The sequence below is a fragment of the Flavobacterium rhizophilum genome (assembly GCF_046000485.1).
GTDB classification, from domain to species: Bacteria; Bacteroidota; Bacteroidia; order Flavobacteriales; family Flavobacteriaceae; genus Flavobacterium; species Flavobacterium rhizophilum.
The window spans coordinates 25,956-46,696 of record NZ_JBELQB010000001.1 but is presented as its reverse complement, the minus strand read 5'-3'; the positions used below and the strand labels follow the sequence as shown (position 1 = coordinate 46,696).

Genomic DNA, 20,741 nt, shown 5'->3' with positions numbered 1-20,741 from the left:
TTAAATAAATTATGAAAAGCTACAAAGATTTAATCGTATGGCAAAAATCGGTTGAGTTAGTTACTCAAACCTACATACTAACAACTTCTTTTCCTGATGAAGAAAAATTTGGGTTAACTTCACAATTAAAGAGGAGTGTTATATCAGTTCCATCCAATATTGCAGAAGGTTATGGTAGAAAATATACTAAAGACTACATTAGGTTTTTACAAATAGCACGAGGTTCTTTATTTGAGAGCCAAACTCAGTTGGAAATTGCTTTTCGTTTAAAGTTTGTAAGTCAAGAAGAAGCAATCAAAATAAATGAACTCTCTCTGGAAGTAGAAAAAATGCTAAATTCGCTTATCAATAAATTAGGGTAATCTTATGCCTTTTGCCTTATGACTGAAAAACTTCTTCATCATCTCAAAGAAAATCTACCTTACTTAGCCGGTAAAAAATTGCTTTTGGCTACCAGTGGAGGCATAGACAGTATGGTACTGGTTCACCTTTTTAATCGGCTTAACTATACTGTGGCTATGGCTCATTGTAACTTCGGATTAAGAGGTGAAGAAAGCGATGGTGACGAGAAATTCATTAAAGATTACGCACAAAAAAACAGTATAGAATTATTTGTAACTAATTTTGATACAAATAAATATGCAGAGGAGTTTAAACTATCCATTCAAATAGCTGCACGCAGACTTAGGTACAGTTGGTTTTACGAATTAATGGAACAAAACAGTTTTGATTTCCTGCTTACGGCACATCATCTTGATGATAGCATTGAAACTTTTCTAATAAATCTTACTCGTGGCACGGGTCTTGATGGGTTGACAGGTATTCCGCAGCAAAATGACAAAATTGTACGTCCGCTACTTCCTTTCGGCAGAAACGAAATTGAGCAATATGCAAAGGATAACAATATTACATGGAGAGAAGACAGTAGCAATGCAAGCGATAAGTATTTAAGGAACAAGCTAAGGCATGATGTGGTACCGGTTTTAAAATCACTAAATCCCTCTTTCCTTGAATCGTTTCAGGATACATTAAATCACCTAAAGCAATCACAATCGTTAGCCGATGATGCCGCTGTTTTGGTTTACAAACAGGTAGTAAGTGAAAAGGACAATCAAAAACTGATTGACATTAACCAACTCAAAAGGCTGCCAAATTATAAAGCCTATTTATACCAATGGTTAACCCCATTAGGTTTTACAGCTTGGAAGGACATTTATAGCCTTACCGAGGCACAATCAGGTAAACAGATATTGGCAAGTGGTTACCGACTTTTAAAAGACAGGGAAAAGCTCATATTGCAGCCCATTGAGGAAAATGTTACAAATGTTTATGAAATACCCGAAGGGACTACCGAAATATCACAGCCCTTTGGCATGAGGTTAACAAATGTTAATAAAACATTAAAAAAATATGCGAATAACGCAATCTATGTTGATGCTGATACATTAAAATTCCCGTTATTTGCAAGGAAATGGATGGAAGGTGACTATTTTTTCCCTGCCGGCATGAATGGACAAAAGAAAAAGGTTTCCAAATACTTTAAGGACGAGAAGATGTCTTTAAGCGAAAAAGAGAAAACCTGGCTGCTTTGTTCCGGTAATCAGATTGTATGGATTATTAATAAACGTGCCGACGAGCGATTTAAAGTAACCGATAAAACAACTCAAATTATAAAAATAGAAGTTTTATAAACCAATGAAAAAAACTGCTTTATTATTCTTTTTATTACTCTCTTTTATAGCGGGTAAAGCACAAATTATTGAGCCGGTAAAATGGACCTCAAAAATTGAAAAAAAATCAGAGACCGAGTATGTTCTTATCTTCAATGCTACAATTGAAGAGAACTGGCACATGTATTCACAGTTTTCTGCCGATGGTGGCGGACTTCCGCTAGAAGTTGAATTCAACAATGCTGAAAATAACTTTGAAGCTGTTGGCAAAGCTGAAGAAAGTGAAACCCATAAAGAGTACAATGATATCTTTGAAGTAGAAGAAACTTTCTTCTCGAATAAAGCTGAACTAAAGCAAAACATAAAAGTAAGTAACCCTGATAACACCTTGGTACAGGTTGGACTTTACTATCAGGTTTGTAAAGAGTCATGTATTCAGGGAGAGAATCTTTTTGTTTTCAACTTAAAAGATCTTACTTCTCAGGAAGTGATGAACTTTGAAGAAGTTGTAGTTCAGCCTGAAACTAATAAATCAGAAGTTAAGGATAGTGCTCCGGCTACCGGAGATAGCAACAAAAAAAAAGATGATGAAAGAGGTTTATTCACTATTTTCATCATAGCATTTTTCTCGGGCTTTGCAGCCCTACTTACACCATGTGTATTCCCGATGATACCTATGACCGTAAGCTTTTTTACCAAACAGAGCAAAACAAAAGCTGCCGGTATAAAAAATGCTTTCATTTATGGTATTTCAATTATTGTAATTTATGTTGTTTTAGGTTCGCTGGTAACAGCCATATTTGGTGCTGACGCTCTTAACGCCCTTTCAACAAATGTTATATTCAATATTGCTTTCTTTGTACTGCTTGTTGTATTTGCCTCTTCTTTCCTTGGAGCTTTCGAAATCATGCTGCCTAACTCATGGGCTAATAAAGTAGATCGTCAGGCAGACAGAGGTGGTATAATAGGAATACTTTTTATGGCACTTGCTCTTGCAATTGTATCATTCTCGTGTACAGGACCTATTGTAGGTACGCTACTGGTTGAAGCAGCATCTAAAGGAGGAATAGCTCCAATTGTTGGAATGTTTGGTTTTTCATTAGCATTAGCATTACCATTTATGCTTTTTGCAATGTTCCCGGGATGGTTAAACAGTTTACCAAAATCTGGCGGATGGCTTAATACCGTAAAAGTATTTTTAGGTTTCCTTGAACTTGCTTTTGCATTCAAATTCCTTTCCAATGCAGATCTTGTTCTTCAAATGCATATACTTGAAAGAGAAACTTTCCTAGCTATCTGGATAGCTGTATTCGGAGCATTATCACTATATCTTTTTGGAAAAATCACATTACCGCATGATAGTCCATTGCAATCTATCTCTGTAGGAAGATTATTCATGGGGCTATTTACATTAACATTTACAATTTACCTTATACCTGGATTATGGGGTGCACCTCTTAAACTTATTAGTGGTTTCCCTCCTCCAATGCATTATAGTGAATCTCCGCACGGATTTGGTGGTGGTGGTTCAGTAATATCTTCATCTGAAGACTCTAAACTTCCTAAAGGAGCTAAACTTGGTGCACATAACATTGTAGCCTTTAAAGATTATGCTGAAGGACTTGCTTACGCTAAAGAGGTAAACAAACCTGTTATGATTGACTTTACCGGTTATGCCTGTGTAAACTGCCGTAAGATGGAAGATTATGTATGGTCTGATGAACGTATTATGTCAATACTTAAAAACGATGTAGTGTTGATTTCTCTATATGTAGACTACAAAAAAGAACTACCTGAAAGTGAAAAGTACGTATCTGAAACTACAGGTAAGAAAATAGAAACTATTGGTAACAAATGGAGTGATTTTGAAATCACAAGATATAAAGCCAATGCACAGCCATATTACGTTCTTATAAATCTGGAAGAGGAAAACCTAAACGATCCTGTAGGTTACACTCCCGATGTTGAAGAATATCTTGAATGGTTACAATCAGGAATAGCAAACTTTAAAAAATAATAAAAAACCCTCTTAATGAGGGTTTTTTATTCTATATACTATTTATAAGTTTTCTTGCAGCTGTTTGCACAGGATCCCAAACCGGAGAAAATGGTGGTGCATAAGATAAATCCAAATCTATAATATTTTGTAGTGTAAGATTATGAGTCAAAGCAGTTGCCAAAACATCTATACGTTTTGCAGCCCCCTCCTCACCTATTATCTGTCCGCCTAGTAATCGTCCACTGTTCTTTTCAGCTAATAATTTTACCACAATCTTTTTCGAACCGGGATAATAATGCGCCCTTGTACGGCTTTCAATAGTAGCCTTTACATAATCGATATTAAGCTTTTGCAATTGCTTTTCCAGTAGCCCTGTACGGGCTACTTCATAACTGCATATTTTACACACAGCAGTACCTACCACACCGGGAAAAACAGTTTTTTCACCAGCTATACTACTACCTGCTACCAGTCCGGTTTTATTGGCAATAGTACCCAGCGCTATATATACATGTTCTTTACTTACTAAATGTAAGGATTCGGTACAATCACCCGCTGCCCAAACATCGGGTATATTAGTACGTAACTGACCATCTACTTTTATAGCGCCACGGGTTCCAAGTTCAATTTTACTACCTTTAAGAAAATCAGTATTAGGACTCGAGCCCATACCTAATATTACAATATCAGCCGGAATACTTTGTTTGTCAGTTAATACAGCAGCTACCTTACCCTCTTTTACGTCAAATCCGGTAAGTGCTTCGCCTAAAAACAGCTCAACTCCAAGTCCCCTCAAAGCTTCAGACACCAAAGCCCCCATATCAGGATCAAGTGTATTCATTACCTGTTCTGACCTGTTAATTAACGACACTTTTAACCCCCGCTCCAAAAGTGATTCGGCCATTTCAAGACCAATATATCCTCCGCCCACTATTACTGCTTTTTGAGGCTTTTTCTCTTCTATATAGCGCTCAATATTAATTCCACTTTTAAGCGTAGTAACCCCAAATACATTTTCAGAATCATATCCCTTAACATCAGGGCAAAACGCCTTCCCACCGGTAGCAATCATTAACTGGTTATAGCTTTCCCAAAACTCATCTCCGGTTTTCTTATTCAGTACTTTTATCTTTTTATTATCAGTATCTATAGATAGTGCCAAATGTTGCGTTCGTACATCTATATGATATTTATTCCTGAAAGTCTCAGGATCACGTACTATAAGCTCCTGATAAGTTTTTACCTTCTCAGAAATAAAATAGGGTATTCCACAGGCAGAATAAGAAGTATAATCCGATTTTTCAAAAACAATTATTTCCCTATCGGGCTGTTCCCTTCTTACTTTTGATGCGGCTGTCATTCCTGCTGCATCCCCTCCTATCACTACCAGTTTATTATTTGTCATTTTTACATTATTAGCAAGTTGCTATTAAAGGTAGTAAGAAAAATAGTTTTACAGGACTTAATTAACTTACACATATATTTTTTTCCTATTTTTAAGCACTTAAAACTCAACCTTACCAATACATGAAAAACTTTTGTTTTTTACCTCTCTATGATGACTCATTTCCTACGTGTCTAATTACCCGCAAGACCTTTGTTACCACAAAACATAAAAAATTAATTATAAGCCATTTAAGTTAATAACATGCTCATAAAAGTATTTGGAAGCGCCGTATTTGGTGTTGAAGCCACAACCATAACCGTAGAGGTTAATATTGATAAAGGAATAGGATATCACCTTGTAGGATTGCCCGATAATGCCGTTAAAGAAAGTAGTTACCGTATTGCTGCGGCCTTAAAGAATAACGGTTATCAATTACCCGGTAAAAAGATTACCATTAATATGGCTCCGGCCGACTTGAGAAAAGAAGGATCTGCTTACGATCTTACTCTTGCTGTAGGAATACTTGCAGCATCAGGACAAATCCCGCCTGAAGAAGTTGATAAATATATTATAATGGGTGAGCTCTCGCTAGACGGAAGCCTACAACCAATTAAAGGCGTACTACCTATTGCTATTAAGGCAAAGGAAGAAGGTTTTAAAGGTTTCTTCCTCCCTAAACAAAACGTAAAAGAAGCAGCTATTGTTAGTGGACTGGATGTATACGGAATAGAAAACGTTACCGAAATAATTGACTTTTTTAGCGGGAAAGGCAGCTTACAGCCTACCGTAATCAATACCCGCGAAGAATTTTATAAAACACTTGATTTCCCAGAATTTGATTTTGCTGATGTTAAGGGACAGGAAAGTATAAAACGCTGTATGGAGATTGCAGCGGCAGGCGGACATAACATAATACTTATAGGTCCTCCAGGAGCAGGTAAAACCATGCTTGCCAAACGACTGCCCAGCATATTACCACCTATGACACTCAAGGAAGCCCTGGAAACAACAAAAATCCACAGTGTTGCCGGCAAGATAAAAGATGTAGGACTAATGAACCAACGTCCGTTTAGAAATCCCCATCACACAATCTCGGATGTTGCTCTGGTTGGAGGCGGAACTTTCCCACAACCGGGAGAAATTTCACTGGCACATAATGGCGTTTTGTTTTTGGACGAGTTACCCGAGTTTAAACGAACAGTACTTGAGGTTATGCGTCAACCACTGGAAGATAGGGAAGTTACCATTTCACGTGCCCGATTCACCATTACTTACCCATCATCATTTATGCTGGTAGCCAGTATGAATCCTAGTCCGGGTGGTTATTTTAATGACCCCGATGCTCCGGTAAGTTCGTCACCACATGAAATGCAACGCTATATGAGCAAAATATCGGGTCCATTATTGGATAGGATTGATATTCATATCGAAGTTACACCAGTGCCTTTTGAGAAACTATCCGACAAACAAAAAGCCGAAAGCAGTACAGACATCAGGAAAAGAGTTATGGAAGCCAGAGAGATACAAACAAATCGTTTTGCACATCTGGAAAACATACACTACAATGCCCAGATGAATACCAAACAGATACGCGAGTACTGTGATCTTGATGAAATTTCGTTACAGCTTTTAAAAACAGCTATGGAAAGGCTTAATCTTTCAGCTCGTGCTTACGACAGAATTTTAAAAGTATCGCGTACCATTGCCGATTTAGAAGGCTCAACGAATGTTGAATCACAACACATATCAGAAGCTATTCAATATAGAAGCCTTGACCGTGAGGGATGGCTGGGGTAAAATATATATTATTTAATTAGAATGAATAAAACACACATAAAGACACTACTAGTATTAAGTTTTGTTTTTTTAGCTTCATGCACCCCTATTGCTAAAATAATTTATGGCATAAAAAATTTTGAAACCTATGTCCCTAATGACGAAAGAGTAGAATATTACAAACCGTATTTTGAATCAACTGATAATAAAGTAAATATCTATGCTTTTAAAAACCGGGAAGGCCTTAAAGCGACTTCTGACTCAGTAGGTATACCCCGTGTATTTTTACATAACATATTAAATGATTCGGTTTATGTTCTCAATTGTCATGAAGACATGCTATATGATGTTGAAGAAATTAATAAAAATAACTTTAAAGATATATTGTTAGCTGACAAAAAGGAGTTTGTTAATTTAAAAAACATAATAGATACCAGCGCTGTTTTAACTTATACTGAGAACGAGATAAGAAAAAACAATAAATGGAAAGTTTATCTTGTAAATGGTACATTTATGGGTAAAACATTGAGAAAAAAAGCATTACCTGTTACAAAAACACTTGAAGGCGTAGAAGAACTTATTGTTGTTGATGTAAGTATAGACGGAGAAAAACCTGAAAATAAATAATAAACCTAACCTCTATTTAACACTGTTAAAAAATATAATTTGTTACTTTGCCTGTCTGTAACTTTACGCCGTCAATACCCAAAAAATAGTATCTTTGCATAAAAAATTAGCTACAGGTTTTGAGGTATTTTATTGAATTTGCTTATAACGGAAAAAACTATCACGGGTGGCAGTATCAGCCACACAGCATATCGGTACAGGAAGTATTAAATAAAGCCCTCTCTACCCTGCTAAAACAACCTATAGATGTTACAGGGGCCGGCCGTACAGATACAGGTGTGCATGCAAAACAAATGTATGCTCATTTTGATTTTGATAAGGAACTGGACAGTAGCTTCTGGACAAAAAAACTCAACGCATTTTTACCAAAAGATATAGTGGTATACAGGATAATACCACTGCATGATGATGCGCATGCCCGTTTTGATGCTACCAGCCGTACCTACGAATATCATATACATACTTATAAGGATGCCTTTGATAACGAAGCCAGTTGGTATTATTTCCATAAACTGGATATAGATAAAATGAACGAGGCCGCTAAAATCCTTTTTGACTATAAAGATTTTAAATGCTTCTCAAAAACGCATACAGATGTCAAAACATTTAACTGCGTAATGATGGAAGCCAACTGGAAACAAAATGGCAACAAGTTAGTATTTACCGTTGCTGCCGACAGATTTTTAAGAAACATGGTAAGGGCCATTGTAGGAACATTAGTAAATGTAGGACAGGGCAAATTAACCTTACAGGAATTCAGGGAAATTATAGATAGCCGCGACAGAAATAAAGCAGGCTTCTCGGTTCCCGCACACGGATTGTACCTAACCAAGGTAGCTTATCCATACATCGATCAAGAAATAATATGAAAGCAATAAAATCCACATCACTAAAAAAAGTACTAAAGTTTACCAAACCTTACAGGGCCCGCTACAATGCCGTTATCTTTTTTGCAATATCGCTATCGCTTTTTGCTGCCCTTAGACCCTATCTTTTAAAAAGAACGGTAGACGAATATGTAAGCCCCAAAGATGAAACAGGCCTGCTGTATTACATTATTGCAATGGGCGTTGTTTTAATGCTTGAGGTCACCTCACAGTTTTACTTTGTTTACTGGGCAAACTGGCTGGGACAGGATATCGTTAAGGATATTCGTGAGAAACTTTTCAGTCAGATTTCACGTTTCAAAATGAAGTTTTTTGATAACGAACCTGTAGGTAAACTGGTAACCCGTACCGTTTTTGATATCGAATCTATCGCCAGAATTTTCAGTCAGGGTTTGTTCATGATAATCAGTGACCTGCTTAAAATGATAGTTATACTTGGCTTTATGTTCTACATGAACTGGAAGTTAACCTTTATCGTATTACTGGCTATGCCTATTTTACTTTATGCTACCCGAATTTTCCAAATCAAAATGAAGGCTGCATTTGAGGAGGTTCGTGCCCAAATTTCAAACCTTAACACCTTTGTACAGGAAAGGCTTACCGGCATGAAAATCGTTCAGCTTTTTAATCGTGAGAAAATTGAGTACGAAAAATTTAAGGAAATTAATAGGAAACACAACAAAGCTTGGTTAAAAAATATTTTATATAACTCTATTTTCTTCCCTATTGCCGATATTATTTCGTCTATTACATTAGGTATTATTATTTGGTATGGAGGATTAAATATACTTAACGGAGATAACATAACCACATTTGGTGATTTGTTTGCCTACACTATGTTTATAAGTATGCTGTTTAACCCATTAAGGCAAATAGCCGATAAGTTTAACGAGCTCCAAATGGGGATAATAGCTTCAGACAGGGTATTGGAATTACTGGATTCTGAAATGAAAATACAGGATGCAGGCACACTTATAGCTACTCATTTTAAAGGAAATCTAAACTTTAAAGATGTGCGCTTCAGCTATATTGAGGATGAAGAAGTAATTAAAGGAATTAACCTTGATGTAAAGGAAGGAGAAACCATTGCTATAGTTGGTGCTACAGGTGCGGGTAAATCGACCATTATAAACCTGTTAAACCGATTTTACGAAATAGATAGCGGTACTATATGCATTGATGGCACTAACATTAATGAATTTACATTGGAGAGCCTTAGAAAACAAATAGCTGTGGTATTACAGGATGTCTTCCTTTTTGCAGATACTATTTTTAATAATATTACACTGGATGATCCCAATATAACAAGAGAACAGGTTATAACCGCTGCAAAAAACATTGGTGTTCATGATTTTATTATGTCACTACCTAACGGTTATGATTATAATGTAAAAGAACGTGGTGTAATGCTTTCTTCGGGGCAGAGACAGCTTATCGCCTTTTTAAGGGCTTATGTGAGCAACCCTAGTATATTAATATTAGATGAGGCAACATCTTCAATAGATACTTATTCTGAAGAGCTTATTCAAAATGCCACCGACACCATTACACAAGGAAGGACATCAATTGTTATTGCACACAGACTTGCCACTATTATTAATGCCGATAAGATTATTGTAATGGATAAAGGTAAAATTGTAGAAGCTGGCTCACACTACGAACTCATTAATAAAGATGAGGGCTATTACAAAAACCTCTACTATTCGCAGTTTGCTGTTGAGAGTTAATAAAAAACTAATTTAAGCTACCTAAGGGTAGCTTTTTTTAACACTTATTTTCAAAAGTAAAACCATTTAACAAATAATTACGTAAGTAATTTTGTATAAAAAGACAATATTATAAGAATTAAGTCGTTAATTTTATGAAAAACAAACACTTAATTAACTAATGTTTTTAATAAAAATTTAATATAAAATTAGAAATATTTAATTTATAAATACTGAACTTGCAACTATCAAAATCAACCCCACAGTATTATGAAATGGACTAACTTAAAAAACAAACTAAAGCTCCTTATCGAGGTAAGCATTAGAAGCTACCGACAAAGACGGTTAAGGAGGTACTTTACTTCGTGAGCAATTCAAAAATATCATGAAGAAAATATTTTGCCATTGATTTTTTAAGTCAGTGGCAAAATTTTTTTCGCCCATATTTCAAGTTTCTCTGCAAATGATTTTGTAGCATTTGCTCCGCTTGGTGAAGGCAATACATCATAATTAAGATTATTCTTTCTCCCAACATATTTATCATAATATACCGCTGCATTTTTACTGGAGAAAAATACATGGCTGATATTAGGGTGATTTTTATAGAAGTCATCAAAATTATTAGCTACTTCATTTTTAATATTACTGTCAAGACTTCCCTGCCTTTCGCAAAACTCAAGTACATCCCATAAGGCTATATTATATTTACCAAGCAATAATTTACGATCTTCATAATCTAAAGAAAAATCTTCCCCTAGTAAATTATATATCAGTTTCCAAAACTGGTTACCCCTATTACCATAATACTGCCCTAATTCCAGCGATTTCTCACCCGGCATGGTACCAAGTATCAGTATAGTACATTTACTATGTACTAAGGGCGGAAATGCTTTTTTCATATTATCATTGTAAACCATATCACAATATAAGTTTTAGAAACAAAAAAAGCCTCACATTGTGAGGCTTTAATTTTATAATCTAAAGAAATTATCCTAGAACTTCTTTTACTTTTTTACCTATCTCAGCTGGAGAGTCAACAACGTGGATACCGTTTTCGCTCATGATACGTTTTTTAGCTTCTGCTGTATCGTCAGCACCACCAACAATCGCACCTGCGTGGCCCATTGTTCTACCTTTAGGAGCAGTTTCTCCGGCAATGAAACCAATAACTGGTTTTCTGTTACCATCAGCTTTAATCCATTTAGCAGCATCCGCCTCAAGCTGACCACCAATCTCACCTATCATGATGATAGCTTCAGTTTCAGGGTCATTCATTAAAAGCTCAACTGCTTCTTTAGTAGTAGTACCAATGATTGGGTCACCACCAATACCGATAGCTGTAGTAATACCTAAACCTTGCTTTACAACCTGGTCTGCAGCTTCATAAGTAAGTGTACCTGATTTAGAAACGATACCTACATTACCTTTTTTGAATACGAAACCTGGCATGATACCAACTTTAGCTTCACCCGGAGTAATAACACCAGGACAGTTAGGACCTACTAAACGACAGTCTTTACCTTGTATGTAGTCATAAGCTTTGATCATGTCTGCAACAGGAATACCTTCTGTAATAGCAATAATTACTTTGATACCTGCCTCAGCAGCTTCCATAATTGCATCAGCAGCAAATGCCGGCGGAACAAATATGATAGATGTATCAGCACCTGCAACTTCAACTGCATCTTTTACAGTATTAAATACAGGACGATCTAAGTGAGTAGTACCACCTTTACCCGGTGTTACACCACCTACTACGTTAGTGCCATATTCAATCATTTGGGTAGCGTGGAAAGTACCTTCGCTTCCTGTGAATCCCTGAACAATTATTTTGGAATCTTTATTAACCAGAACACTCATGATATATTTTTTAAATTATTTTTTAAATCGCAATGCAAAAATAGCTTTTTACTAATTATATATAAAGCTTTTTTTGATTTTTATACACTTAATTCACTAAAAAAAGCCCACGCTTTTTTCTTTATATTTTTTTGACAGAATGATAACCAACAGGTGAATGACTTTTATAGTAAAACCAACCGTTAAGCTAACTGACTCATTAAAAAACCTTTATAAAACTGATTGTCTTTTATTTCCCAAATTACCATAAAATTAGCCAATACCATTTCTTCATCCGGATTTTCAAATGCATGTACATAATGGGTATAACGTACACTAACGGTATCCCCTTCCTCAATAATATGAGATATATTTACACGCGATGAAATGTAAGATTTATTCAGTTCGGCAGCTAAAGCCAGTAAATCATCCTTATCAAGTTCAAGATAGCCTTTAGAACTGTTCCATTGCAATACAATATCATTATGAATAAAACGTTTCAGGGCTTCTGCATTTGCATAAGCCTGCGAATTATAATACTCCAAAACCAGTTCTTTAGCTCCCATATCTTATTTTTTTAATTTTTCTAAAATTTCGGGAATACGTTTGATATGTGCAAGTTGTTTTAGCTTTTCTCTTGATTCTTCTGCCGGATAGCCAAAATATACTTTTCCGCCTTCAAGGGATTTACTAATGCCCGACTGCGCCAGTAATACCGCCTTACTACCTATGGTTATACCACTGGTAGTACCTACCTGCCCCCAAATCGTAACTTCATCCTCAATTATAACACAACCTGCAATACCGGTTTGTGCAGCAATAAGACATTTTTTACCTATTACTGTATCATGGCCTATATGCACCTGATTGTCAATTTTAGAACCTTCACCTATAGTAGTATCACCTGTTACTCCCCTATCTATAGTACATAATGCACCAATACCAACGTTGTCTTTAATCACAACGCGACCACCTGAAAGCAATTGATCAAATCCTTCAGGACGCTTTTTGTAATAAAAAGCATCGGCTCCTAAAACAGTACCTGCATGTATAATAACATTATCACCTATAACAGCATTGTCATAAATCACAACGTTAGAATAAATAAGGCAGTTTTTACCAATAGTAACATTTTCGCCAACTACAACATTGGGTTGTATGACCGTTCCTTCACCAATTTTAGCTGTAGAGGCTATAGCTGCTCCTGCTGCTTTAAAAGGCTGAAAATGTTTGGTAAGTTTATTGAAATCCCTAAACGGATCGTCTGAAACCAAAAGTGCTTTACCTTCAGGGCAATCTACTTCTTTATTGATAAGTACAATTGTCGCTGCCGACTGTAATGCCTTATCATAATATTTAGGATGATCTACAAAAACTATATCTCCCGGTTCGACCACGTGAATTTCATTCATACCGTGTACCGGGAAGTTCTCATCACCTACAAAATCACAGTCAATAATTGCTGCGATTTCCTTAATAGGATAAACTTTAGGGAATTTCATAAAAATGAAAATGAATTAAGATAAAAAAGCCAGTTCAAAATATTTTAAACTGGCCTGTAGTATAAATTATTCTTTAACACGCTCAACATAAGAGCCTGTTGCAGTATCAATTTTAATTTTATCACCTTCGTTAATAAACAAAGGAACGTTTACAGATGCACCTGTTTCAACCTTAGCCGGCTTAGTTGCATTTGTTGCAGTGTTACCTTTAACACCTGGTTCTGCATAAGTAACTTCAAGAATAACAGAAGCAGGCATATCTACAGATAGAGGAGCTTCAGTTTCAGTATTAATGATAACCATTACCATTTCCCCTTCTTTTAAAAGATCCGGTGCATCAAGAATATCTCTTTGAAGAGAAATTTGCTCATACGTTTCGGCATGCATAAAGTGGAAAAGATCTCCTTCAGGATACAAATACTGAAATTTGTGAGTTTCTACCCTTACGTCTTCAATTTTATGACCTGCAGAGAAAGTGTTATCAAGTACTTTACCTGTTGTTAAACTCTTTAGTTTAGTTCTTACGAAAGCTGGTCCTTTACCCGGCTTAACGTGTAAGAATTCGATAATCTTATAGATATCGTTATTGTATTTAATACATAGTCCGTTGCGAATATCTGATGTACTAGCCATTATTCCTTTCTGTTAAAATTTATTACTTTGTTTGCTTGTATCTGTATTTCAGCCTTACAAAAATGTATTAATACATTCCTGTATATCCTTTCATTATACCTCTTGACGAGTTTCTAACTGCCATGATAATCTCATCACGTTCCGGTGTAGCTTCCATTTCGGCTTCAATAATTTCGATAGCCTGAGTTGTATTGTAATTTCTTTGGTAAAGAATACGATATATGTTTTGTATCTCGCTTATCTTTTCTGAGGTAAACCCTCTTCTTCTAAGTCCAACAGAGTTGATACCAACGTAAGAAAGTGGCTCTCTTGCCGCCTTTACAAATGGAGGAACATCTTTACGTACTAACGAACCACCGGTTACAAAAGCGTGGTTACCAATAGTACAAAACTGGTGCACCGCTGTTAAACCTGCTAATACCACATAGTCGCCCACAGTTATATGTCCTGCTAAGTTAGTATTATTAGAGAATATACAAAAGTTACCCACAAAACAATCGTGAGCAACGTGAGAGTAAGCCATAACAAGACAGTTGTTACCAATAACGGTTTTCATTCTGTCAATAGTCCCTCTGTTAATGGTTACACACTCCCTGATAGTTGTGTTGTCGCCAATTTCGGCAGTAGTGTCTTCTCCCTGATATTTTAAATCCTGTGGCGGTGCAGAAATTACTGCCCCCGGAAATATATTACAGTTTTTACCAATACGCGCACCTTCCATAATGGTCACGTTTGATCCTATCCAGGTTCCTTCCCCAATTACTACATTATTGTGAATGGTAGTAAAAGGTTCAATCACTACATTTTTGGCTATTTTAGCCCCCGGATGTACATATGCTAAAGGTTGATTCATAAAGTCTTGTTTAACTGTTTTTGACAATTTGCGCCATTAGTTCTGCTTCTGCTGCAAGTTTACCGTTTGCATAGGCATTAGCCTGCATGTGGCATATACCTCTCCTGATAGGAGAAATAAGGTCACACTTAAATATAAGTGTATCACCTGGTAATACCTTTTGCTTAAACTTAACGTTGTCAATTTTCATAAAATAAGTTAGGTAGTTCTCAGGGTCTGGTACAGAACTTAATATTAATATACCCCCTGTTTGAGCCATAGCCTCAACTATAAGTACTCCCGGCATTACCGGAGCACCCGGGAAGTGACCTACAAAGAAGCTCTCGTTCATGGTGACGTTTTTAAGGCCTACCACATGGCTCTCACTCATCTCAAGTATCTTATCTACCAATAAGAATGGCGGACGGTGAGGCAACATGCTCATAATTTTGTTAACATCCATAAGCGGCTCCTGATTCAAATCGAAAACAGGTACCTGGTTGCGCTGTTCTATTTTTACCAGTTTTGACAGTTTTTTAGCAAACTGAGTGTTTACAAAGTGTCCTGGCTTATTAGCTATAATTTTACCTTTAATTCTTGTACCTACCAGTGCAAGGTCACCAATCACATCAAGCAGTTTGTGACGTGCAGCCTCATTAGGATAATGAAGCGTAAGGTTATCAAGAATACCGTTTGGTTTAACTGCAATAGAGTCTTTACCGAAAGCAACCTTAAGGTTTTCCATTGTTTCAGGAGATATCTCCTTATCCACATAAACAATAGCGTTATTAAGGTCTCCTCCTTTTATAAGTCCGTTATTTAAAAGCGTCTCAAGCTCATGAAGGAAACTGAAAGTCCTTGCATCTGCAATTTCTGCTTTAAAATCTTTAAGGCTTTTTAAGGTTGCGTTTTGGGTTCCTAAAACTTTAGTACCAAAATCAACCATTGTGGTTACCTGATATTCATCAGAAGGCATAACTATGATTTCACTTCCTGTAGTTTCATCAGTATAAGAGATAACCTCTTTTACCACATATACTTTTCTTTCAGCATCCTGCTCCTCTACTCCGGCCTTTTCAACAGCCTCTACGAAGTATTTGGAAGAACCGTCCATAATTGGTGGTTCGGAAGCATCCAGTTCTATAATAACATTATCAACATCGCAACCCACAAATGCAGCAAGAACGTGCTCTGAAGTTTGTATTTTGACACCGTTCTTTTCAAGGTTTGTACCTCTTTGCGTGTTTACTACATAGTTGGCATCTGCCTCTACAATAGGATATCCCTCAAGATCTACCCTTACAAAAGTATATCCGTTGTTTACCGGTGCAGGTTTAAAAGTCATAGTAACTTCTTTACCTGTATGAAGCCCTACCCCTTTTAATGAAATTTCACTTTTGATTGTGGTTTGCTTAACCATAAATCTATTTTTATTATTGTTTGATTTGTTGTTTAATATCCTCTAGATCTGCTACAATTTTAGGCAGATTTTTAAAGTGTACGTATGACTTGTTAAAGTCAGAATACCCCAGTGAAGGTGTCCCCTGTACGGTTTCACCGTCGGCAAGGTTTTTAGATACTCCCGATTGTGCCTGTATACGTACATTGTTACCTATTGTAATGTGCCCTACTATACCAACCTGACCACCTATAATACAACTCTTACCTATCTTGGTAGATCCGGCAATGCCGGTTTGTGATGCAATAACAGTATTCTCACCTATTACAACATTATGTGCAATTTGTATTTGATTATCCAGCTTAACACCTTTTTTAATAACTGTAGAACCCAGTGTGGCTCTGTCTATAGTAGTACAGGCTCCCACATCTACATTATCTTCAAGAATAACATTCCCTATTTGAGGTACTTTATGGTATTCACCTTCTTCGTTAGGAGTATATCCAAATCCGTCAGAACCAATAATAGCCCCCGAATGGATAGTACAGTTATCTCCCATAACAGTTTCAGAATACACCCGTACTCCTGCAAAAAGAATACAGTTGTCACCAATGGTCACGTTATCGCCCACAAAACTGTTAGGATAAATTTTTACGTTTTTACCTATCTTAACATTTTTACCTATGTAACAAAAACTACCAAGATAAAGACCTTCACCATATTCTACAGTGTCAGATAATACAGAAGGTTGCTCTATGCCAGATTTCATAAGCTTAACCTGATTATAATATTCAAGTAGCTTAGAGAACGATTTGTAAGCATCATCTACCTTAATAAGTGTAGTGCTAAGTTCTGACTCAGGCTCAAAAGTCCTGTTAACAATGGTAATGGTTGCTTTTGTAGTATATATATATGGTGAGTATTTTGGATTTGCTAAAAAAGTGAGAGAACCTTCAATTCCTTCCTCAATTTTAGCCAGAGTATGAACTTCCGCTTCCGGATTCCCCACAACATCTCCATCTAAAATACCCGCTATTTGTTCTGCTGTAAATTTCATCCCGACAAAAATATAAAATTTAATTAAATGACTGCTTTTTCCAAAAGCACTTTTGGGAAGCACAGGTAATACTTAGTAACGGGCTTAGATAATGCTTTAAGATTCAGTTGGTCTGAAGCCTCAACAACATCCTCAACATTTCTGTCTTTTTTCAATATATGTATCGGTTCTCCAGTTTTATTATAGGCTTGGTTTTTAATTTTGCCCTTAAAAACAAAATAGTCGGCCTCTTTTTCAGTAAGCTTGTATTTCAAAATAAACTCATCTTTAAGTTTTTTTACTTCATCCTTACTCACTTTGTCTGACTGTAACCTGATTTTAGGGAGATCCCTGTCAATTAACATCCTGCACAAATTACTTAATACAAAGTCGTCTTCAAAACGCCATTCCTTAATAGCCGAAATGACATCAAAATCGTCAAGCATTGAGAAAGTGTACAACACTTTATCATTAAAATCTTCCAGAGATATTTTGTTTTGAAGGAAAAACTGTAACGGACTACTGGCTGTAAGTATCCTGCCATGCTGGGTAAGTTCTTTAGCCCTTTTAAGTATTTTAGTCAGTACAAGTTCGGCAGCTAGGCTGGTTTTATGTAAATAAGCCTGCCAGTACATGAGCCTACGGGCAACAAGGAATTTCTCTACAGAATATATACCCTTCTCTTCTATTACCAGCATATCGTTTTGCACATCAAGCATTTGGATAAGCCTTTCAGAATTAATATTACCTTCGGCTACACCCGAATAGAAACTGTCCCGTTTCAGGTAATCCATCCTGTCCATATCAAGCTGACTGGAAATAAGGTGAAGCATAAACTTCCTATGGTACTCTCCTTTAAATATTTTTATAGCAAGATCCAGCTCACCGTTAAACTCACGGTTTAGCTTATCCATAAATAATAAGGAAATAGACTCATGGTTAACATCTTCCACTATACTATGCTCCATAGCGTGAGAAAAAGGTCCGTGACCTATATCATGTAATAAAATAGCAATGTAAAGTGCGTTTTCTTCCGCTTCAGATATTTCCACACCTTTAAAGCGCAGTACCTGAACGGTTTTTTGCATAATATGCATACATCCTAACGCATGATGAAAACGGGTATGGTGTGCCCCCGGATAAACAAGATAGGACATTCCCATTTGAGAAATACGCCTTAAACGCTGAAAATAAGGATGCTGAATAAGGTCGTAAATAAGCGGATTGGTAATAGAAACAAATCCGTAAATAGGATCGTTAAATATTTTAAGTTTATTGATATTGCTCACTAATTAGGTAATTTTCAACAAATATACAATATCTGCCCTATGAGAAAAGCCGTAAACACAGTTTTTTTAACACTGTAAAGCATACAATTAACGCTATTTTATTATAAACGTTAAACCTAGGTTAATTTTGTTGCTAAAGCCAAATTTTATATCGCAAATACTTAATTTTATGGTGTTTAATTAAAGAAATGCGTAAACAATCCAACTTCAGCCGAATAGGTTATTAACAAAAATCTTCAACCGGCCTGAAAACAATAATAACGTTATTTTTTGTTACTTAGGTTATTGAAGGAAAAGGTCTGTAAACAAAATTTGCAGGCCTTTTTTGATTATATTAGCACACACAATCCTTACCATCATTATGACTCCCTTTCTAATAATTTTCACTATTTTTTTCATAATAACATTAATCATTGGAGGTATTATTTATTTAATTTACATTCCTTTCAAAACCTACCTGAAGAAGAAAAAGTGGTTAACCCAAAAACGAAACAGGATAATAAATTACAGTTACCTGTTTTTACTTTTTGTAATACCGGCATACATTACTTATGATGCCTTCTACCCTGTTAAAGAATTCTATATTGAAGAGTTTAAAAGTGTAACACATCTGGACTTTCCAAACTCAGGAAAATTTGTATATAAAAAAGCCTCATACCCTGATTTTCAAGGTGATTATTTTTCCAGTTCTCAAATAAAATTATCTCAAAATGATTATAAAGAGCTTTATAAAAAGATATCTCTTGATAGTAACATGGTAAAAACTGAAATTATAAGCCGTTTCAAAGAGTTTGACGATATCAAAAACAAAAGTGAATTAGAAATAATAAATGGTTTTACCCGTAAAACCGCAGAAAACGATTTACACAGTTATATAGGTTTTTGCAATGATAGTCAAACTATATTTGTAAACGTCATTCAGTCATAAAAAATGGAGATAAAACAAAATACTATATATATTACAGGAGGGACTTATGCCCTACTTATTAAGGCACTTGAACAATGGATTGAAGCATATACCGATGTACTTAATCCTGATTTTATATTCCAAATTAACCCGGTAAGTAACAATAAACACATAATAATCGCAGATAAGAGACTGGATAATAAGCTGTTTTTCTTTCTTGTTAATTACATCAAATTTCCTATAAAAATTGAGTATAACATTAGCTTAAAAGCTTATACTATTTTAGAAAGTCACTTTACGGGAAAAGAGGCTATGATTTTTATTAATGAAAATGATAAAGAGTCTGATAATGTATATGCCACAACTACAGATAATGAGGTTTTAAAATTTGATTTTGGAGGAAAATCAAAACAGATAAATAATAGTGATGTAATTTTTACATTACCTGATTTTAAGCTAAGTGATTCCAAACATTCAAAAATAATAAAACCTAAAGAGAAGAAAAACTACAAAACAAATGATAATACTGAGTCATCGGCTTCCTTTCAGCTCAACATCATAATTGCCATTTGTGTTATGATACTAATAGCTACTGCTCTTTTTTCACATAAAAATTTTTCCCTCTATAACGTATTGGTATTTTTGGGATATGGATTGTTGCTGTTCGGTGAGTATGAATTACTACAACATCCAAAAGCGTATAAAAAAGCCCTTGTTTTTTCCGTAATACTAGCTATTTACGGTATTATACTATTACTAACCTCCCATACTGATGAAAAAGATAAAGATATTATTTTCTATCTTTCTCTTTCCCCTGTAATATTCCTTTTATACCAAAAACCAATAAGGCTAAAATTTATAGCATTATATGGTAAAGAACCTATAATTGAAAGACTTAATAAAGATTCTGATTTTATATATGGTTTAGTTTTATTGGGGCTTACAGCAGCAACACTTTACTTATTAAGTTTAGTTGTTACTTTACTTCCTTAACCCCCTTTATAAAAAGCCACTTCATAAATATTTTTTCTCCCCCCTGAAAACGTACTGCCTGAAATTTAGGCGATAATATTGTAGAAGCCACTGCTGATGTTACAGGAACCATATACCCCGTCATGTGAGTGAAACTCACAATAAGGAAATAGACTATAAAATAAAAAAATGTAAATCCTAAAAAGTTATATAATAAAGCCTTATTCTTTTTGCTCATAACTAATTTATTTTTTCAGTATTACCGAATATTATATAATTA

At 35.6% G+C, this 20,741-nt stretch carries 20 protein-coding genes; 9 read left to right on the top strand and 11 right to left on the bottom strand.

Going from position 1 to position 20,741, the window contains the following annotated elements:
* The first annotated feature begins 11 nt into the window (after nt 1-11).
* Genes ABS768_RS00210 through ABS768_RS00200 form a run of 3 tightly spaced genes read left to right on the top strand, consistent with a single transcriptional unit; the run spans nt 12 to nt 3,687 of the window.
* The gene (locus tag ABS768_RS00210) at nt 12-362 is read left to right on the top strand and encodes a four helix bundle protein (RefSeq protein WP_408072807.1); all 351 of its coding nucleotides are present in this window, start codon (nt 12-14) and stop codon (nt 360-362) included.
* An 18-nt stretch (nt 363-380) separates the two neighbouring features.
* Complete coding sequence (gene tilS, locus ABS768_RS00205) at nt 381-1,691, top strand: tRNA lysidine(34) synthetase TilS (protein WP_408072806.1); 1,311 nt, start codon at nt 381-383, stop codon at nt 1,689-1,691.
* 4 nt (nt 1,692-1,695) lie between these two features.
* The gene (locus ABS768_RS00200) at nt 1,696-3,687 is read left to right on the top strand and encodes a protein-disulfide reductase DsbD family protein (protein ID WP_408072805.1); all 1,992 of its coding nucleotides are present in this window, start codon (nt 1,696-1,698) and stop codon (nt 3,685-3,687) included.
* Nucleotides 3,688-3,718: 31 nt separating this feature from the next.
* Here ABS768_RS00200 and ABS768_RS00195 read toward each other — a convergent pair whose 3' ends face one another.
* Entirely contained in the window at nt 3,719-5,074 is a 1,356-nt protein-coding gene (locus ABS768_RS00195) for an FAD-dependent oxidoreductase (protein WP_408072804.1), read from the bottom strand.
* Between the two features lie 243 nt (nt 5,075-5,317).
* On the opposite strand from ABS768_RS00195, the gene ABS768_RS00190 reads away from it, so the two are divergent.
* From ABS768_RS00190 to ABS768_RS00175, 4 genes are all read left to right on the top strand, one after another.
* Nucleotides 5,318-6,853, top strand: coding sequence for a YifB family Mg chelatase-like AAA ATPase (locus tag ABS768_RS00190; RefSeq protein WP_408072803.1), 1,536 nt, complete (start codon nt 5,318-5,320; stop codon nt 6,851-6,853).
* A 21-nt stretch (nt 6,854-6,874) separates the two neighbouring features.
* Nucleotides 6,875-7,459 (top strand): hypothetical protein, encoded by a 585-nt coding sequence (locus ABS768_RS00185; protein WP_408072802.1) that lies wholly within the window; start codon nt 6,875-6,877, stop codon nt 7,457-7,459.
* Nucleotides 7,460-7,578: 119 nt separating this feature from the next.
* Nucleotides 7,579-8,328: a tRNA pseudouridine(38-40) synthase TruA gene (gene truA / locus ABS768_RS00180; protein WP_408072801.1), complete on the top strand. Its 750-nt coding sequence runs from the start codon at nt 7,579-7,581 to the stop codon at nt 8,326-8,328.
* A complete protein-coding gene (locus ABS768_RS00175; protein WP_408072800.1) occupies nt 8,325-10,073 on the top strand; it encodes an ABC transporter ATP-binding protein in 1,749 nt (582 codons plus the stop codon). Before truA ends, ABS768_RS00175 begins: the two co-directional genes overlap by 4 nt.
* Before the next feature lie 392 nt (nt 10,074-10,465).
* Here ABS768_RS00175 and ABS768_RS00170 read toward each other — a convergent pair whose 3' ends face one another.
* The 9 genes from ABS768_RS00170 to ABS768_RS00130 form a co-directional block, all read right to left on the bottom strand.
* Nucleotides 10,466-10,951 (bottom strand): DNA-deoxyinosine glycosylase, encoded by a 486-nt coding sequence (locus ABS768_RS00170; protein ID WP_408072799.1) that lies wholly within the window; start codon nt 10,949-10,951, stop codon nt 10,466-10,468.
* Between the two features lie 88 nt (nt 10,952-11,039).
* Nucleotides 11,040-11,912, bottom strand: a complete 873-nt coding sequence (gene sucD / locus ABS768_RS00165; protein WP_035131199.1) for a succinate--CoA ligase subunit alpha — start codon at nt 11,910-11,912, stop codon at nt 11,040-11,042.
* Between the two features lie 182 nt (nt 11,913-12,094).
* On the bottom strand, nt 12,095-12,457 hold the full coding sequence (locus tag ABS768_RS00160) for a nuclear transport factor 2 family protein (RefSeq protein ID WP_157481548.1): 363 nt from the start codon (nt 12,455-12,457) through the stop codon (nt 12,095-12,097).
* 3 nt (nt 12,458-12,460) lie between these two features.
* Complete coding sequence (locus ABS768_RS00155) at nt 12,461-13,393, bottom strand: UDP-3-O-(3-hydroxymyristoyl)glucosamine N-acyltransferase (protein WP_408072797.1); 933 nt, start codon at nt 13,391-13,393, stop codon at nt 12,461-12,463.
* Between the two features lie 66 nt (nt 13,394-13,459).
* The gene (efp, locus tag ABS768_RS00150; RefSeq protein WP_408072795.1) at nt 13,460-14,026 is read right to left on the bottom strand and encodes an elongation factor P; all 567 of its coding nucleotides are present in this window, start codon (nt 14,024-14,026) and stop codon (nt 13,460-13,462) included.
* 67 nt (nt 14,027-14,093) lie between these two features.
* Nucleotides 14,094-14,879 (bottom strand): acyl-ACP--UDP-N-acetylglucosamine O-acyltransferase, encoded by a 786-nt coding sequence (gene lpxA / locus ABS768_RS00145; RefSeq protein WP_408072793.1) that lies wholly within the window; start codon nt 14,877-14,879, stop codon nt 14,094-14,096.
* Between the two features lie 10 nt (nt 14,880-14,889).
* Nucleotides 14,890-16,278 carry a bifunctional UDP-3-O-[3-hydroxymyristoyl] N-acetylglucosamine deacetylase/3-hydroxyacyl-ACP dehydratase gene (locus ABS768_RS00140; RefSeq protein ID WP_408072792.1) on the bottom strand — a complete coding sequence of 463 codons (1,389 nt, stop codon included), beginning with the start codon at nt 16,276-16,278 and terminating at the stop codon, nt 14,890-14,892.
* 13 nt (nt 16,279-16,291) lie between these two features.
* Nucleotides 16,292-17,314 carry a UDP-3-O-(3-hydroxymyristoyl)glucosamine N-acyltransferase gene (lpxD, locus tag ABS768_RS00135; RefSeq protein WP_408072790.1) on the bottom strand — a complete coding sequence of 341 codons (1,023 nt, stop codon included), beginning with the start codon at nt 17,312-17,314 and terminating at the stop codon, nt 16,292-16,294.
* A gap of 23 nt (nt 17,315-17,337) precedes the next feature.
* Complete coding sequence (locus ABS768_RS00130; protein WP_408072788.1) at nt 17,338-18,582, bottom strand: HD domain-containing protein; 1,245 nt, start codon at nt 18,580-18,582, stop codon at nt 17,338-17,340.
* 361 nt (nt 18,583-18,943) lie between these two features.
* Here ABS768_RS00130 and ABS768_RS00125 point away from each other — a divergent pair, with 361 nt between their 5' ends.
* Both ABS768_RS00125 and ABS768_RS00120 read left to right on the top strand, forming a co-directional pair.
* The gene (locus ABS768_RS00125; RefSeq protein ID WP_408072786.1) at nt 18,944-19,510 is read left to right on the top strand and encodes a hypothetical protein; all 567 of its coding nucleotides are present in this window, start codon (nt 18,944-18,946) and stop codon (nt 19,508-19,510) included.
* 3 nt (nt 19,511-19,513) lie between these two features.
* On the top strand, nt 19,514-20,482 hold the full coding sequence (locus ABS768_RS00120) for a hypothetical protein (RefSeq protein WP_408072785.1): 969 nt from the start codon (nt 19,514-19,516) through the stop codon (nt 20,480-20,482).
* Here ABS768_RS00120 and ABS768_RS00115 read toward each other — a convergent pair.
* Entirely contained in the window at nt 20,466-20,699 is a 234-nt protein-coding gene (locus ABS768_RS00115) for a hypothetical protein (protein ID WP_408072784.1), read from the bottom strand. The genes ABS768_RS00120 and ABS768_RS00115 overlap by 17 nt on opposite strands.
* Nucleotides 20,700-20,741 lie beyond the last annotated feature (42 nt).